The sequence below is a fragment of the Pseudomonas sp. CM27 genome (assembly GCF_013179515.1).
Lineage (GTDB): Bacteria > Pseudomonadota > Gammaproteobacteria > Pseudomonadales > Pseudomonadaceae > Aquipseudomonas.
The window spans coordinates 1-15274 of sequence record NZ_JABMCN010000141.1; the positions used below are offsets into that span (position 1 = coordinate 1).

14 protein-coding genes are annotated in these 15274 nt (G+C 63.7%); 7 read left to right on the forward strand and 7 right to left on the reverse strand.

Annotation, left to right across the window (positions count from 1 at the left end; all coding sequences use genetic code 11):
* The first annotated feature begins 35 nt into the window (after positions 1–35).
* The 3 genes from HP547_RS17725 to HP547_RS17735 all read left to right on the forward strand — a co-directional run bounded on the left by HP547_RS17725 (position 36) and on the right by HP547_RS17735 (position 2317).
* Positions 36–914, forward strand: coding sequence for a helix-turn-helix domain-containing protein (locus HP547_RS17725; RefSeq protein WP_172286968.1), 879 nt, complete (start codon positions 36–38; stop codon positions 912–914).
* 85 nt (positions 915–999) lie between these two features.
* On the forward strand, positions 1000–1398 hold the full coding sequence (locus HP547_RS17730; RefSeq protein ID WP_172221241.1) for a MerR family DNA-binding transcriptional regulator: 399 nt from the start codon (positions 1000–1002) through the stop codon (positions 1396–1398).
* A gap of 19 nt (positions 1399–1417) precedes the next feature.
* Complete coding sequence (locus HP547_RS17735) at positions 1418–2317, forward strand: hydroxymethylglutaryl-CoA lyase (RefSeq protein ID WP_172221238.1); 900 nt, start codon at positions 1418–1420, stop codon at positions 2315–2317.
* Positions 2318–2849: 532 nt separating this feature from the next.
* On the opposite strand, the gene HP547_RS17740 is transcribed toward HP547_RS17735, so the two are convergent.
* Positions 2850–3368: an MgtC/SapB family protein gene (locus tag HP547_RS17740; protein ID WP_172221235.1), complete on the reverse strand. Its 519-nt coding sequence runs from the start codon at positions 3366–3368 to the stop codon at positions 2850–2852.
* Between the two features lie 170 nt (positions 3369–3538).
* Here HP547_RS17740 and HP547_RS17745 point away from each other — a divergent pair, with 170 nt between their 5' ends.
* The 4 genes from HP547_RS17745 to HP547_RS17760 all read left to right on the forward strand — a co-directional run bounded on the left by HP547_RS17745 (position 3539) and on the right by HP547_RS17760 (position 8923).
* Positions 3539–3778, forward strand: a complete 240-nt coding sequence (locus HP547_RS17745; RefSeq protein WP_172221232.1) for a DUF3203 family protein — start codon at positions 3539–3541, stop codon at positions 3776–3778.
* Positions 3779–3899: 121 nt separating this feature from the next.
* Complete coding sequence (gene ccoG, locus HP547_RS17750; protein WP_172221229.1) at positions 3900–5303, forward strand: cytochrome c oxidase accessory protein CcoG; 1404 nt, start codon at positions 3900–3902, stop codon at positions 5301–5303.
* 50 nt (positions 5304–5353) lie between these two features.
* Positions 5354–6763 (forward strand): GntR family transcriptional regulator MpaR, encoded by a 1410-nt coding sequence (gene mapR / locus HP547_RS17755; RefSeq protein ID WP_172221226.1) that lies wholly within the window; start codon positions 5354–5356, stop codon positions 6761–6763.
* Positions 6764–6856: 93 nt separating this feature from the next.
* Complete coding sequence (locus tag HP547_RS17760; RefSeq protein WP_172286969.1) at positions 6857–8923, forward strand: PAS domain-containing protein; 2067 nt, start codon at positions 6857–6859, stop codon at positions 8921–8923.
* Between the two features lie 9 nt (positions 8924–8932).
* On the opposite strand, the gene HP547_RS17765 is transcribed toward HP547_RS17760, so the two are convergent.
* From HP547_RS17765 to HP547_RS17790, 6 genes are all read right to left on the reverse strand, one after another.
* The gene (locus HP547_RS17765; protein ID WP_172221220.1) at positions 8933–9679 is read right to left on the reverse strand and encodes an SDR family oxidoreductase; all 747 of its coding nucleotides are present in this window, start codon (positions 9677–9679) and stop codon (positions 8933–8935) included.
* Between the two features lie 440 nt (positions 9680–10119).
* Positions 10120–11655 carry a DHA2 family efflux MFS transporter permease subunit gene (locus tag HP547_RS17770; RefSeq protein ID WP_172231344.1) on the reverse strand — a complete coding sequence of 512 codons (1536 nt, stop codon included), beginning with the start codon at positions 11653–11655 and terminating at the stop codon, positions 10120–10122.
* Positions 11652–12845, reverse strand: coding sequence for an HlyD family efflux transporter periplasmic adaptor subunit (locus HP547_RS17775; protein WP_172231341.1), 1194 nt, complete (start codon positions 12843–12845; stop codon positions 11652–11654). The genes HP547_RS17770 and HP547_RS17775 overlap by 4 nt, the downstream gene beginning before the upstream one ends.
* A 30-nt stretch (positions 12846–12875) precedes the next feature.
* Positions 12876–13349 (reverse strand): MarR family winged helix-turn-helix transcriptional regulator, encoded by a 474-nt coding sequence (locus HP547_RS17780; protein ID WP_172286970.1) that lies wholly within the window; start codon positions 13347–13349, stop codon positions 12876–12878.
* 244 nt (positions 13350–13593) lie between these two features.
* Positions 13594–14226, reverse strand: a complete 633-nt coding sequence (locus HP547_RS17785) for a response regulator (RefSeq protein ID WP_172231335.1) — start codon at positions 14224–14226, stop codon at positions 13594–13596.
* 8 nt (positions 14227–14234) lie between these two features.
* On the reverse strand, positions 14235–15274 hold a 1040-nt coding region (locus HP547_RS17790), incomplete at its 5' end, for a sensor histidine kinase (protein ID WP_172286971.1).

The window sequence follows — 15274 nt, forward strand, 5'->3', positions numbered from 1 at the left end:
AAAAATTCGTTCGATTAACGGACAGGCCAACCCGCATGAAATCCACCCTACCCGGCGTTCCCTTGTTCAAGTTGTACGGCGAAAACCAGGCCTGGCCGGGCACCGACCTGCTGCACTGCGAGTCGATCCCGGCGCGCAGCCGCCTGCACCATTGGGAGATCAAGCCGCACCAGCATGCCGAGCTGTTCCAGCTGCTGTATGTGCAGCGCGGCGAGGCCCAGGTGGAGATCGAAGGTTTACGCAGCGCCATTGGCGAAGCCGCCATCCAGGTGGTGCCGCCGATGACCGTGCACGGCTTTCGTTTCAGTGCCGATATCCAGGGCCATGTGCTGACCTTCGGCCCGGCACTGGTGGCGGCCCTGGAGCAGCGCCTTGGCGTGCCACTGACGGTGCTGGCCAACCCGGCGTGTTACCGGCTGGGCAAGGACCGTATGCACCTGCGCAGCCTGATCGACACCCTGCAGCAGGAATACCAGGGCAACGCCCCGGCGCGGGCGGCCCTGCTCGAGGCGTTGGTGACCGCGCTGATGGTGTGGATCAGCCGCCGCCAGCAACTGGGCCAGGCGCCGCGCAACCGTGATGAACGTGACCGCCAGTTGCTCGGGCAATACCTGCGCCTGGTCGAGGCGCATTACCGGGAACATTTGTCGGTGGAGGATTTTGCCGCGCGGCTTAATGTTCCAAGCCTGCAACTGAATCAGCTGTGTCGGGCGTTGAGTGGGCAGACAGCGCTGCAGGTCGTGCACCAGCGCTTGTTGCTGGAGGCGCGGCGGAACCTGGTGTACACGCGCATGAGCATCGGGCAGTTGTCGGATAGCCTGGGGTTCACCGACCCGACGTATTTCGCGCGGTGGTTCAAGCGGTTGAGTGGGCAGACACCCAATGGCTATCGGCGGGCGGTGCAGCCGGACTGATCAGTGCCTGCCTGTGCCGGCTCCTGCTTGACGTAAACGTCAACCTACCCTCAGGATACCGCCATACCCCACGCCGAGCCCGAGCATGAGCACCCAGACCTACAGCATCTCCGACCTGTCCCGCGAGCTTGACATCACCACCCGTGCCATTCGTTTCTACGAGGAACAGGGCCTGCTCAGCCCCGAGCGCCGCGGCCTGGAACGCATCTATTCGGCGCGCGACAAAGTCAGCCTGAAGCTCATCCTGCGCGGCAAACGCATCGGTTTCTCACTCGCCGAGTGCCGCGAACTGATCGAGCTGTACGACCCCACCAGTGGCAACCTCAAACAGCTCAACAGCATGCTGCTGAAAATCGCCGAGCGCCGCGCCCAGCTGGAACAGCAGATGCTCGACATCCACCAGATGCAACTGGAACTGGACACCGCCCAGGAGCGCTGCGAACAGGCCCTGGCCGCCACCCTGAACAACAAAGACCACCGCTGAACGCCACAGGAAACCCGCCATGCACTTGCCCAAAGAAGTCCGTCTGGTCGAAGTAGGCCCCCGCGACGGCCTGCAGAACGAAGCCCAGCCCATCAGCGTCGCCGATAAGGTGCGACTGGTGGACGACCTCACCGAGGCGGGCCTGGCCTACATCGAAGTGGGCAGTTTCGTCTCGCCCAAGTGGGTGCCGCAAATGGCCGGTTCTGCCGAGGTATTCGCCAGCATCCAGCAGCGCCCGGGGGTCACTTATGCGGCTCTGGCGCCAAACCTGCGCGGCTTCGAGGACGCCCTGGCCGCGGGCGTCAAGGAAGTGGCCGTGTTCGCCGCCGCCTCCGAAGCGTTCTCGCAGCGCAACATCAACTGCTCGATCAGCGAAAGCCTCAAGCGCTTCGAGCCGATCATGGAAGCCGCGCGCAACCATGGCGTGCGTGTACGCGGCTATGTGTCCTGCGTGCTCGGCTGCCCCTATGAAGGCAAGGTCAGTGCCGAACAGGTCGCCCCGGTAGCCCGCGCCCTGCACGACATGGGCTGCTACGAGGTGTCGCTGGGCGACACCATCGGCAGCGGCACCGCCGGCGATACCCGGCGGCTGTTCGAGGTGGTGTCGGCACAAGTACCACGGGCACAGCTGGCCGGGCACTTCCACGACACCTACGGCCAGGCCCTGGCCAACGTCTATGCCAGCCTGCTCGAAGGCATCAGCGTGTTCGACAGCTCGGTGGCTGGGCTCGGTGGCTGCCCGTACGCCAAAGGCGCTACCGGCAATATCGCCACTGAAGATGTGGTGTACCTGCTGCAGGGGCTGGGTATTGAAACCGGCATCGACCTTGATCGGTTGATCGCCGCCGGGCGGCGCATCAGCAGCGTGTTGGGCCGCGACAACGGGTCGCGGGTGGCACGGGCGCGCAGCGCACAATAAGTCATACGGCTGTCACATGTGCGTGGGTGGAGTGTTACCGCCCCCACGCTTCACAGTAGAAAATCGGGTAACAGGGAAACAAATCGACAGAATTTCAGGCGACGGGATTTTGCGCAAAATCGTTAAGCCATTGATTTTAAAGGCTTTTCAAAAGTTGGCACGCACCCTGCTATATCTTTGGTACAAGAACAACAAAAATGCGATACCCAATAAAAACAACAGGTAACGGCTCTGACATAACAAGAACAACACGGCAGAGGCGTAGCAAGCAGATCTTTTTGGAGTCGACACGCTTTTCAGGGGTACGCCCCGCGGTCTGGCACAGAACAATAAAACTACCACAAGGTAGCAGCAGCCAGGTTCGGATCAGCAATGATGAAGGCAGGTCAGCGCTCAAAAAAATACGTTTGCTCTTGACCCCGCATGGGGGTCGCTCGCAACACCAGGACAGGCTTACAAAAACAACAAAAGGCCCGTCCCAATAATAAAAAAAGAGCAGGCAGCAACGCTTTGAGGGGAGCTTAGGCTCCCCTCAGTGCTTCCCGTCCTCTTCCTCCTTCTGCTTTTCCTCGTTCTGCCCTTCTACCTTGTCTACCAGCATCGGCATCGTGCCCAGCACCAGCAGGGCCAGCACCGTGCTGATCAGCGCCGTGGCTTCGCGCCCCATGCCGGCAGCCGTACCGATTGCGGCGGTCATCCATAGCCCCGCGGCCGTGGTCAGGCCTTTCACGTGGCTGGTGTCCTGGCCGTTACCCTTGAGGATAGTGCCCGCACCCAGGAAGCCGATACCGGCGACGATGCCCTGGATCACCCGGCTCAGCGCCTGCTCATCAGCCCCGGCCATGCTCGGTGCCAGCACGAACAGCGCCGCGCCCAGCGAGACCAGCATGTGCGTGCGCACCCCGGCGGACTTGCCCTTGTGTTCGCGTTCGAAGCCCAGGACTGCACCCAGCACGGCCGCCATCAGCAGCCTTACGGAAATCTGGGTCACCTCGCGCCAGTCGGTGATATCGGCGAATTCGGCCTGGATCGTTTGCCAGATCAGCTCCATTGCGGCCGCTCCCACGCTGAGCATTGAATTGCCAGGACCGCGAAAGGACCGGGCCTGCCATCTGCAACTGTGGACCACTGCGCCTTTCATAAAGTGCCGCTCAGCCTGCCGATGCAGCATCTGCCTCTGCCCCGTGGTCCACCCTGTAACAACCCCAGGAGGACCACACCATGCCTGTTGAAGTCGACGAAACCACCCGCCGCTGCACGCTGGTTGGCGAAGACGTGCGTATCGAGGGCGACGGCCCGGACATCGAAATCGTCACCGACGAGCAGTTGCGCATGTCGGTAGCCCTGCTCGCAGGCCAGCGCGTGCCCATTACCGAAGCCGAGGCCGATGCACTTACCGTGGCGGGTGCGGTGGATAGCCGCAGGCATCTGAAGGCCAGTACGCCAGGCTCGGTAATCTGAGGCCTGGCGGGGCGCAACCCAGCAACTGATATGGTTTTTATCGTAAAATCTGAACCTGTGCTGATAACAGCTTCAGGGCCATAGTGCTCATGCCTGATCGAGGCCTGATGAGCACAGAACCATGAGCGATAGAGTCCCTTTCACAGAGATCACCACTGCCCCAGCCAGTCCCCGGACGCGACGCTACGACAGCGGCATCCACACCCGCAGCTTCACCGGGCTGTACCGCAACCTGCGCATCGGCTTCGCCGGTGTGCTGTTTGTGCTGTTTTTCGGCACCGCCTGGCTGAACTGGGATGGCCGCCAGGCCGTGCTGTGGGATTTGGAGAACAGCAAATTTCACATCTTCGGCGCCACCTTCTGGCCCCAGGACTTCATCCTGCTGTCGGCACTGCTGATCATCTGTGCCTTCGGCCTGTTTGCCATCACCGTGTATGCCGGCCGCGTGTGGTGCGGCTACAGCTGCCCGCAAAGCACCTGGACCTGGCTGTTCATGTGGTGCGAGAAACTCATCGAGGGTGACCGCAACCAGCGCATCAAGCTGGCCGCCGCGCCCTGGACCCCGGGCAAATTCGCCCGCCGCACGCTCAAGCACAGCCTGTGGCTGGCCATCGGCGTAGTTACCGGGCTGACCTTCGTCGGCTACTTCACCCCTATCCGGCCACTGGCGGCGGAGCTGTTCACGTTGCAACTGGGCGGCGTGGCGCTGTTCTGGGTGCTGTTCTTCACCGCCGCCACCTACATCAATGCCGGCCTGCTGCGCGAAGCGGTGTGCCTGCACATGTGTCCTTATGCCCGTTTCCAGAGCGTGATGTTCGACAAGGACACCCTCGCGGTGGCCTACGACCCGCGTCGCGGTGAAACCCGAGGCCCGCGCAAGAAAGGCAGCGACGCACGCGCCCAAGGCCTGGGCGACTGCACCGACTGCACCCTGTGCGTGCAGGTATGCCCCACCGGTATCGATATTCGCGATGGCCTGCAGATGGCCTGCATCGGTTGCGCCGCGTGCATCGACGCCTGTGACGGGGTGATGGACAAGATGGGTTACCCGCGCGGGCTGATCGGCTACAAGTCAGAACACAGCCTGCAGGGCGGCACCACCCACTGGCTGCGCCCGCGCCTGCTCGGGTACGCCGCCGCACTGGTGCTGATGATCGGTGCGCTGGTGCTGGCCCTGCAGTTGCGCCCGATGGTGTCGCTGGACGTTATCAAGGACCGCGGCCTGTTCCGCGAGAACGCCCTGGGCCAGATCGAAAACATCTACCTGCTGAAAGTCATCAACAAGACCGAGCGCACACAGCACTATGCACTGCGCTTGCTGGACGCCGACGGTTTCACCTTGCAGGGCAACAGCACCCTGGTGATCCCTGCCGGTGAAATGAGTGAACTGCCAGTATCGGTGGCGATGCTCGCCGAGCGCCCGACCAGCAGTTCGCAGACCCTGAATTTTGAAATCAGCGAACGTGACAACCCTGCTGTGCGCAGCGTGGCCGAGAGCCGCTTCGTCGCACCGATCAACCGCTGATCCCTTACACTGACACCACCTTGCCTGCCAGGCTTCGACAGAAGGCCAGAATGAAACGTTACGAACGCTTCGCCGACGACATCGCCGAACTGATCCGCTCCGGGGTGCTGGGCCCCGGCCAGCGCGTGCCTTCGGTGCGCTATGCCAGCCAGACCCACGGGGTCAGCCCGTCCACCGTGTTCCAGGCCTATTACCTGCTGGAACGGCGCGGGCTCATTCGTGCCCGGCCGCGCTCGGGTTACTTCGTCAACACCCACGCCCCACGCCAGTTCAGCGAGCCACAGGCGCTGCAGCCGGTCAGCGAGTCCACCGACGTCGACGTCAGCGCGCTGGTGTTCTCGATCCTGGATTCGATCAAGGACCCCAACACCATACCGTTCGGCTCGGCCTTCCCCAGCCCCGAACTGTTCCCGCTGCAACGTCTGTCGCGCTCGCTGGCCAGCGCCAGCCGCAGCATGGACCCGCGCATGGTGGTGACCGACCTGTCGCCCGGCAACCCGCAATTGCGCCGGCAGATTGCCCTGCGCTACATGGTGGGCGGGCTGATGCTGCCAATGGAAGAGCTGCTGATCACCAACGGCGCGCTGGAAGCATTGAACCTGTGCCTGCAGGCGGTAACCGAGCCCGGCGATCTGGTGGCCATCGAAGCCCCGGCCTTTTATGCCTGCCTGCAGGTGCTGGAGCGGCTCAAGCTCAAGGCAGTGGAAATCCCCGTGCACCCGCGCGAAGGCATGGACCTGGGTGTACTGGCGCAGACCCTGGAAAAACACCCGGTCAAGGCCGTGTGGTGCATGACCAATTTCCAGAACCCGGTAGGCGCAAGCATGCCGGAGGCGAAGAAGCAGGCCCTGGTAGAAATGCTTGCGCGCCATCAGGTGCCCTTGATCGAGGACGATGTGTATGCCGAGTTGTACTACTCGCAGCAGGCACCCAAACCCGCCAAGGCCTTCGACACCCAGGGCCTGGTCATGCACTGTGGTTCGTTCGCCAAAAGCCTGGCACCCGGCTACCGGATCGGCTGGGTCGCGGCCGGGCGCTTTGCGCAGAAGATCGAGCGGCTCAAGCTGATGACGTCGCTTTGCGCTTCGATGCCGGCGCAGGCGGCCATTGCCGACTACCTGCAGCACGGCGGATACGACCGGCACCTGCGCAAGCTGCGCTATGCCCTGGAGGGCCAGCAGGCCAACATGCTGGCCGCCATCGCCCGCTACTTCCCGGCTCAGACACGGGTAAGCCAACCGTCCGGGGGCTACTTCCTGTGGCTGGAACTGCCCGAGCAGATGGACGCCCTGAAACTGTTTCACATGGCCTTGGCCCAAGGCATCAGCATCGCCCCCGGGCCGATCTTTTCGCCCACCCGGCGCTTCGGCAACTGTATCCGCCTGAACTACGGCAGCCCTTGGCATGACGGCGCCGAAAGGGCCATGGAAACCCTGGGGCGGATCATCCGCTCGTTCTGATGCCTAACCACCCAATGGGCAGCAGGCCGACCGGGTATCCGCCTACAGGCGAACAGGTTAAAGTCTTTGCCTTCTCTTGCGTCGGACCTCGGCATGTCATCCCGCGACCTGCTTTCCCTGCATCAACAAGTCGAAGCCCTGCAGCGGCAGAACGCGCTACTGGAGGCACAGGTTGCGAGCCTTCAAGGCCATGATCAGAACCTCTACCGTTCGCTGTTCGACACCATGGACGAAGGTTTCTGCATCATCGAGTTTTTCGACGGCCCGCACGGGCCGCTCAGTGACTATGTGCACGTGCTGGCCAATGCGGCGTACGCCAAACACGCCGGCATCGCCAACGTGGTCGGGCAGAAGCTGCGCGAAATGGTGCCCGACGAGGCGGATGGCTGGGTGGCACGCTATGGCGCGGTGCTGCGCACGGGCGAACCCTTGCAATTCGAGCAGGAGCTGGTGGCCACCGGCCATGTACTGTCCGTTACCACTTTCCGCGTGGAGCCGGCCGAAAGGCGCCAGGTGGCGGTGCTGTTCAAGGACGTCACCGAACGCCGGCGGGCGGAACAGGCCTTGCAGCGCCTGAACGAAGAGCTTGAACAGCGGGTGAATATCGCACTGGCGGAGCGCCGACTGTTTGCAGAGCTGATCGACCACAGCGTCGTCAACGTGCATGTGGTCGGTAACGACATGCGCTGGCTGGCGGTCAACAGCCAGGCGAAACACGACTTTCGGTTGCTGTATGGGCAAGCACCGGAGGTCGGCGATTACGTCCCGACGCTGATCGACGATGGCAGCGATGGCCAGACCCCAATTTTACCAATGTGGCAGCGCGCCCTGGCGGGCGAGCAGTTCACCGAAATCGGCCGCTTTGGTCAGGTAGCCGCACAACGCCATTACGAGCTGCGCTTCAACGCCCTGCGTAACGCCGAAGGTGAAATCCAGGGTGCCTACCTGTTTGCCTATGACATCAGCGAGCGGGTGCGGGAGCAAGAACGCCTGGCCAAGGCGGAGGAAGCCTTGCGCCAAGCGCAGAAAATGGAAGCCGTGGGCCAGCTCAGTGGGGGTATCGCCCATGACTTCAACAATTTGCTCGGCGGCATCCTGGGCGCCCAGGAGCTGATGCGCCAACGCCTTGAGCAGTCGCGCTTTGACGCCCTGGAACCGTTGCTGGAGCTGTCCAGCGGTTCGGCGCAGCGGGCTTCTTCGCTGGTGCACAGGCTGCTGGCCTTTTCTCGCCAGCAGACCCTGCAACCTTGCTCCACGCAAGTGGCCACGCTGGTAACCGGCATGGAGGAGCTGCTACGCCGCACCATCGGCCCGGCAATTACCCTGAGCAGCCAATTCGCCAGCCAGTTGTGGCCAACGTTCATCGACCCGCCACAACTGGAAAGCGCCCTGCTCAACCTATGCATCAATGCCCGCGATGCCATGCCCGCAGGCGGTGCGATCGATATCATCGGCGACAACTTGCTGCTCGACCCCAATCAGGCCCAGGCACTGGAACTGCCAGCCGGCGAGTATCTGCGGCTGAGTATCATCGACGATGGCAAAGGCATGTCGGCAGAGGTGGCCGAGCGCGCCGTCGAGCCGTTCTTCACCACCAAACCGGCGGGCCAAGGCACCGGTCTGGGGCTATCCATGGCCTACGGCTTCGTGCGGCAGTCAGGCGGACAACTGCGGGTGCTGTCGGTGCTGGGTGAGGGCACGCGCATCGAACTGCTGCTGCCCCGCCACCACACGCAACCGCAGGCGCCGGCCCCCAGACCGCGCCGTACACCTTTGGTAAGAAGCGCGTCGACAGAGCAACGCATTCTGCTGGTCGAGGACCAGTCCGCGCTGCGCCTGGTGGTCTGCGAAGTGCTGGAGGAGCTGGGCTATCGGGTCGACGCGTTCGAAAACGGCCCCGCCGCCCTCGCCCACCTGCAAAACGCTGAGCGGCCAGACCTGCTACTGAGTGATATCGGCCTGCCCGGCGGCCTGAATGGCCGGCAGGTGGCCGAGCGTTGCCGTGAGCGCTATCCCGATCTGAAGGTGCTGTTCATCACCGGTTACGACGAAAGCGCGGCGCTCAGTGACGGCCAGTTGCTGCAGGGTACGCTGGTGCTGACCAAGCCGTTCGAACTGGAAGTGCTGGCCGAGCGGGTACGGGAACTGATCGAAAGTTGACGGGGGCGTTCAGCGCCCGCCGCTGAGGTCGATGAAGGTGCCGGTGGAGTAGGACGCCTTGTCGGAGAGCAGCCACAGGATGGCCTCGGCCACTTCCTCGGGATGCCCGCCACGTCCCATGGGCAGACCGGCTTCCAGCTTGCTGACCCGGTCGGGGTCGCCGGACAGCGCATGGAAACCGGTGTGGATATAGCCCGGCCGTACACCATTCACGCGAATGCCCTCGCCTGCCACTTCCTTGGCCAAGCCGATGGTGAAGGTATCGAGCGCGCCCTTGGAGGCGGCATAGTCGACATATTCGTTGGGCGAGCCCAGGCGCGCGGCCATCGACGACACGTTGACAATGGCCCCGCCTTGCCCGCCATGCCGGCGCGCCATGCGCAGCAGGGCGTGCTTGGTGCAGAGCATGGGGCCGACGACATTGGTCTTCATGACCTTTAGCAGGCGGAACTCGGACATGTCCTCGACGCGGCTCTGCTGGCCAATGGTGCCGGCATTGTTGACCAGTGCAGTGACCGGGCCGAGCTCCTCGTCGACGCGCCGGAACAGCTGGACAATCTCGTCTTCAACGCTGGCGTCGGCGCGCACGGCGATAGCCTGGGCGCCCAGAGCGCGGACCTGGCCGAGGATATCTTCGGCTGCCTGTTCGTCGGCGTGGTAGTTGATGCAGATGCGGTAGCCCTGGCGGGCAGCCAGCAGCGCTGTGGCGGCGCCAATGCCCCGGCTACCGCCGGTGATGACGATGACTTTCTGCATGAATGTGCCAGTCGTTCGGGAAGGGAAACTCGACAATAGGCGAAAAGTCTGCACAGTGGAATGATCAAGATCAGTGCTGTTGCTATAGATCTTGATCTTGATCTTGATCGTCGCGACTTCAGGAGGCCGAACGCAGGCCTTGCGGAGGGAGGTGACGGGCAAGGATGCCTGTCAAGCGCTGGGCCCCAGGATGGGGCCTGCAGCGCGGTCCTCCCGGGAGCAAGGCCGGAGTGAGGGGACCCCGAAGCGAAGCGTAGGGGCCGGATGATGGGAGCGAGCGGTTTTTGGTTACTTTTTTCCAAGAAAAAAGTGACTCGCCGTAAGGGCGAAAAGGTGAGTCAGCGTCGCCATCGCAAATGGACTGTTCGCTGCATCAAAACCGGCGCACAAGCTTCAAGCTTCAAGCTTCAAGCTTCAAGCTTCAAGCCGCAGCATACCCATCAATGCCCCGCCGAAGCCGGCCCCGCCTTGGCCGTAAATGGCGGCTTGGCAAACCACACCAGCAATATCAACCCCGCAAACACCCAAGTCATCAACGTGAAGTAATCCACCGTCGACATCATGTATGCCTGCCCGTTGAGAATCTGCTCCAGCTGCGCATAACTCTGCGGGCTTGCCCCACCCAGTTGTTCAAGCGTATGCCGCGTAGTCGGGTCGAACTGGCTGATGTTCTCGCTCAGGTACGCATGGTGCTGGTCCGCCCGGCGGATCCAGATCCAGGTCGTCAACGACGCCGCAAAGCTCCCCCCCAGGGTACGCAGGAAAGTTGCCAACCCGGAGCCATCGGCAATCTGGTGCGGCGGCAGGTCAGACAGCAATATGCTCAACGTCGGCATGAAGAACAGCGCCACACCAATCCCCATGAACAGCTGCACCAACGCCACGTGCTGGAAGTCCACCTCACTGGTAAAGCCCGCCCGCATGTAGCAGCTGGCACCGATCGCCAGAAACGCCAGCCCCGCCAGCACCCGCAGGTCGAACCGGTGCGCATACTTGCCCACGAACGGCGACATGATCACCGGCAGCAGGCCGATCGGCGCCACCGCCAGACCCGCCCAGGTGGCCGTATAGCCCATCTGCGTCTGCAGCCACTGCGGCAGGATCAGGTTGATGCCGAAGAACCCCGCATAGCCCCCCACCAGCACGATGGTGCCCACCCGGAAGTTGCGGTGCACGAACAGCCGCAGGTTCACCACCGGGTGCCGGTCGGTGAGTTCCCAGATCACGAACACCGCCAGGAACACCACCGAAATCACACTGCCGATGATGATGAACGACGACTCGAACCAGTCCAGGTCGTTACCCTTGTCCAGCACCACCTGCAGCGCGCCAACGCCGATGATCAGCGTCAGCAGCCCGATGTAGTCCATCGGCTGGCGACTGGTAACCACCGGCCGCGAGCGCATCTGCTGGCGCACCACAGCGGCAGCGAACAGGCCGATCGGCACGTTGATGAAGAAGATCCACGGCCAACTGTAACTGTCAGTAATCCAGCCCCCCAGGATCGGCCCGGCAATCGGCGCCACCACCGTGACCATCGCCAGCAGCGCCAGGGCCATCCCCCGTTTCGCGGGCGGGTACACCGCAATGAGCAACGTCTGGGTCATCGGGTACAACGGCCCGGCAACCACCCCCTGCAACACACGAAAGCCCACCAGCTCAGGCATCGACTGGGCGATGCCGCACAGGAACGAGGCCACCACGAACAGAAGCGTGGCCCAGATGAACAGCTTCACCTCACCAAACCGCCGGCTCAGCCATCCGGTCAGGGGCAAGGCGATGGCGTTGCTCACAGCAAACGAGGTAATAACCCAGGTGCCCTGCTCGTAACTCACCCCCAGGTTGCCGGAAATGGTCGGCAGGGCGACGTTGGCAATGGTGGTGTCGAGCACCTGCATGAAGGTCGCCAGCGACAGGCCGATGGTGGTCAGCAGCAGGCTCGGTGGCGTGAACTGGGCCGCAGCATTGTTGCTCATCGTTGGGCCGTCTTGCCGGTTGCGCTGTTTTCGTGGATCAACCGGGCGATCAGGTTGTCCGCTTCGACCAGCTGACGGTCATACACCTGGGTGGTGTAGCTGGCCTGCTGCGGTGGCTGCTGGGCCAGGGTCGGGCCGCTCTGGTCGTGCAGGTCGACTTCCACCACGGTGGACAAGCCGATACGCAGCGGGTGGTCCTTGAGCTGGTCGGGGCTGAGGTGGATGCGTACCGGCACGCGCTGGACAATCTTGATCCAGTTACCGGTGGCATTCTGCGCCGGTAGCAAGGCAAAGGCGCTACCGGTGCCGGCCCCCAGGCTGTCGACCGTGCCGCTGTATTTGACCTCGCTGCCGTACAGGTCGGCGCTGATCTCGACCGGCTGGCCGATGCGCATGTCACGCAGCTGGGTTTCCTTGAAGTTGGCGTCGATCCACACCTGGTCCAGCGGGATCACCGCCATGGTCGCAGTGCCTGGCTGCAGGCGCTGGCCCAGCTGCACGGTGCGCTTGGCGACGTAGCCGGTAACCGGCGCTACCAGGGTGGTGCGGGCGTGGTCGAGGTAAGCCTGGCGCAGGTCGGCGGCAGCCGCCATCACCTCGGGGTGCGAGGACACTACCGTGTCGTCGACCAGCGCGCTGCTGGTGCTCAGTTGCTGGCGGGCACTGTTGACGGCGGCCTGGGCCACGCTCAGATCATCGCGAGCGTGGGACAGCTCTTCGGCGGCAATCGCACCGCTGTCGGCCAGCACCTTGCGCCGATTGAAGTCCTGCTGTGCCTTGCGCAGTTCTGCCTGGCGCGTCTCCAGCTGTGCCTTGAGCGAGTCGACATTGCTGTAGAGCCCGCGCACCTGGCGCACGCTGCGGGCCAGCTTGGCTTCGGCGGACTGCAAGGCCACTTCGCTGTCGGCCGGGTCGAATTGCAACAGCACCTGGCCGGCATGGACCAGGTCACCGTCATCGGCGCCGATGCTGGTGACGGTGCCGGTGACCAGCGGGGTGATCTCCACCACGTTGCCATTGACGTAGGCGTCATCGGTGCTCTGGTGCCAGCGCCCGACAAGGCTGTACCAGGCCCAGACGCCGACACCGCCAACGATGATCAGCAGCAGCAGGCCAAGCAGCCAGACCTTGCGTTTGCGCGACGGCTCGGGTGCGGCGGGGGGATTTTGAGTGTCTGCGGAAGTGGCCATGACAATACCTTGAATAATTCGTGACAGGGTTCAACGGTCGCCGAAGCGGCGGATCGTCAAAGGGTCGCCAGCGCCGAGCAGCACCTTGGCCAGCAGGCCTTCCAGGGTCTTCAGCTCCTCGGGTTGCAGCACACCGCACAGCTCGTTCATGGCCGCAGCGCCGATTTCCGGCAGGCGGTCGGCCAGGCGCTGGCCGTCGGCGGTGAGCGCCAGGCGCACCTGGCGGCGGTCATCGGCGCAGCGGTTGCGCACGACCAGCTCCTTCTGCTCGAGGCGGTCGAGCATGCGGGTCATCGAACCGCTGTCCAGGCCGAGGTAGCGGCACAGCTCGGCCGGAGTGTCCACCTGATACTGGGTGACGATGATCAGCACCTTGAACTGCGCGGCAGTGACGCCCTCTGATTCGAGGTGCCAGTCGAGGATGCGGTCCTTGAGGATCGCCGCGCGGCCAAGCAACATGCCGATGGCGCAGGTCTGGAAGTTTTCGGGTGAGAAATGGGCCATCAGGGACTGCTCGGGCAATTGTGTACAAATATTACTGCCTAGGCAGTGAATGTCAAAGCCTTGATTAGCTAGCTATGCAAAATTTCATGATATTTGCCCTACGCAGCCCTGTAGAGGCCTGTGGTAGCGGGCGTGCCCGCGAACACAGGCGCAGCCGGTGCCATGCACCGCGTTGGATTCTTCGCGGGCGCGCCCGCTCCCGCAAGGTACGCGGTGCACCCAGCATCAGTTCTTTTGGGATCTCCTACACGGTTCGCAGGCCCAACGCCTCGACCGCCCCGCAAGCAATCGCAATCCCCACCAGCTCGGCCAGGCTGGTGGCCTGCAACCGCTTCATCACCCGCCCCCGGTACAAGTCCACAGTCTTCACGCTGACGCCCAACCGCTCGGCAATCTCGCGGTTGCTCAAGCCTTGGGCCAGCGGCACGAACACATCACGCTCACGCGGCGTCAGGCCGTCGATGCGCGCTTGCACCTCGGCCAGCGCCTGATCGCACTTACGCGCCCGCTCGGCGGACTCCAGTGCGGCCTGCACGCTGTCGAGCAACAACTGGTCGCTGTAGGGCTTCTCGATGAAGTCGCAGGCGCCAGCCTTGAACGCACGCACCACGATCGGCACATCGGCATGGCCGCTGACAAAGATTACCGGCAGCGCCAAGCCGCGCTCGCGCATGGCCTGCTGTACGGCCAGCCCGCCCAGCCCCGGCATGCGCACATCCAGCAGCACGCAGGCCGCCCCATCGTCCACACAGGCGTCGAGAAACGCCTGCCCACTGGCGAACGGCAAGGCCTGCAGGCCCACTGACTGCAGCAACCATACGGTCGAATCACGCATCCCCTGGTCGTCATCGACCACATACACTTTCGCTTGCACCACTACCCCCTTTATCCCCTGCTCACCGCCAGCCGGCAGCACAGTACCAGGCCCCCGTTGTCACCGGCCCGCGCCCACAGGCTGCCGCCAAACCCTTCAATCAGGCTGCGGCTCATGCTCAAACCCAAGCCCAGGCCGTCGGCCTTGCTGGTGGTAAATGGCGTGAAGATGTCATCCAGCCGCCCAGGCGCCACGCCTGGGCCCTGGTCGGCCACCTCGACCCGCACACCGTCGCCTTCGCGCACGGCGCCGAGCAGGATACGTGAGGGCCGCTCGCCATGCTGCTCGCGGTTGGCATCGATGGCGTTGCGCAGCAGATTGAGCAGCACCTGCTCCAGCAGCACCCGGTCGGCGTACACCAAGGGCAACTGCGCGCTCATGCGCAACTCGACGGCCACCTGATCACGCGCGGCTTCCCAGGCGCAAAGGCGCATTGCTTCGCCAGCCACCTCGGCCATGTCCAATGCCTGCAGCCGGCGCGGCCCTTTGCGCAGAAACGCGCGCAGGCGGCGGATCACTTCGGCGGCGTGGGTGGCCTGCTCACTGATGCGCTGCAGGCCCTGCCCGACCCGCTCGCGGGCTTGCGGGTCGCGCTCCAGGCCCTGCAAATAGCGCTGGCTGGCATTGGCGTAATTGACCACGGCGGCCAACGGCTGGTTGATCTCGTGGGCAATGCCCGAGGCCAGTTCCCCCAGCGTCGCCAGGCGGGCACTGTGCGCCAGGTTCTCCTGGGCTTCGATACGCAGGGTGATATCGCGCGACACGCTGACCACTTCCACCACGGCACCGGTGTAGGTCTCGCGAATGGCCCGGCTAGCGATCTCGAACCAGCGATAACCGCCCGCCGCCTGACGCACCCGGCAGGTGGTGGTGTGGTAACCGTCCTGATCCAGCGCGGCGGCCGCCTGGCGCAGGACCTGGCGGCGTTCATGCGGGTGCAGCAGGCTGTACACGGCCCGGCCGCGCAGTTGCTCGGGCCACAGGCCAAGCAGACGATAAGCTGCCGGCGAGGCATCGAGGAAACGGCCGTCGGGGCTGTGTCGGGAAATCA